The sequence below is a fragment of the Flavobacterium sp. UBA4854 genome, assembly GCF_002399805.1.
Taxonomy (GTDB): Bacteria; Bacteroidota; Bacteroidia; order Flavobacteriales; family Flavobacteriaceae; genus Flavobacterium; species Flavobacterium ginsengisoli.
The window spans coordinates 7,182-8,170 of the sequence record NZ_DHEI01000078.1 but is presented as its reverse complement, the minus strand read 5'-3'; the positions used below and the strand labels follow the sequence as shown (position 1 = coordinate 8,170).

At 35.3% G+C, this 989-nt stretch carries 1 protein-coding gene; it reads left to right on the top strand.

Annotated elements, in window-relative coordinates; genetic code table 11:
- Nucleotides 1-989: TonB-dependent receptor domain-containing protein (locus B3J44_RS10920; protein WP_286968475.1), on the top strand; the 989-nt coding region annotated here is incomplete at both ends.

The following is a 989-nucleotide window of genomic DNA, read 5'->3' as shown; positions in this document are numbered from 1 at the left end:
CAGCCTTTTGATGTTGGAACAGATAACATGGGGTCTGGCGCGCAAACGAGTTATGTTATAAAATCGGCTTATGCAAAAAACACTTTGAACTCGTATGCAGTACGTTTAAACTACGCATTTAAAGATAAATACTTGATTACAGCTTCTACTAGATGGGATGGTTCTTCTGTTTTATCTGAAGGCAATAAATGGGAAAGTTTTCCGTCATTGGCTTTAGGTTGGAAACTTAGCAAAGAATCATTTTTAGAAAATAGTGCTGTTGTTTCAGACTTAAAATTACGTGCGAGTATTGGTTATACAGGAAACGATAACGTAGCAGCTTATACTTCTCAAGCGCTTTTAAACCAACAGACATTTTATGCACAAGGCTCAAATGTAGTTCCAGGATGGCAGTCAGAGAATTTGGCAAACCCAAATTTAACTTGGGAGAAAACAAGAGAATATAACTTAGGTGTAGATTTCGGATTCTTAAAAAATAGAATTACCGGTACTGTCGATGTGTATGACAGATTATCAGACAATTTAATTTACAAACAGCAATTGCCAGCAGAGTCAGGCTGGAAAAATACATTTGCAAATGTTGGGTCTGTTAGTAATAAAGGTATAGAAGCTTTATTGACAACAAAGAACATTAAATCTGGAAAAGTAACGTGGGAAACGACTTTTACATTTACTAAAAACGTAAATAAATTAGAGTCAATTTACAATCAGGATAAAGTAAGCGATATTGGAAACAAATTAATACTTGGCGCGCCATTAAACCCAAATTACAATTATGTTTATGATGGAGTTTGGCAAGAAAGTGAAGCAGTTCAGGCAGCATCTTACGGAATGGCTCCTGGTCAGGCAAGACCAAAAGATTTAAATGGCGATGGTAAGTTTAATCAAGATGATAGAACGGTAATCGGAAATCCAAATCCAGAATGGCAAGGAAGTTTTTATTCTAAATTAGTTGTTGGCCAATTTGATTTTAATTTTTCTGTCTTAAC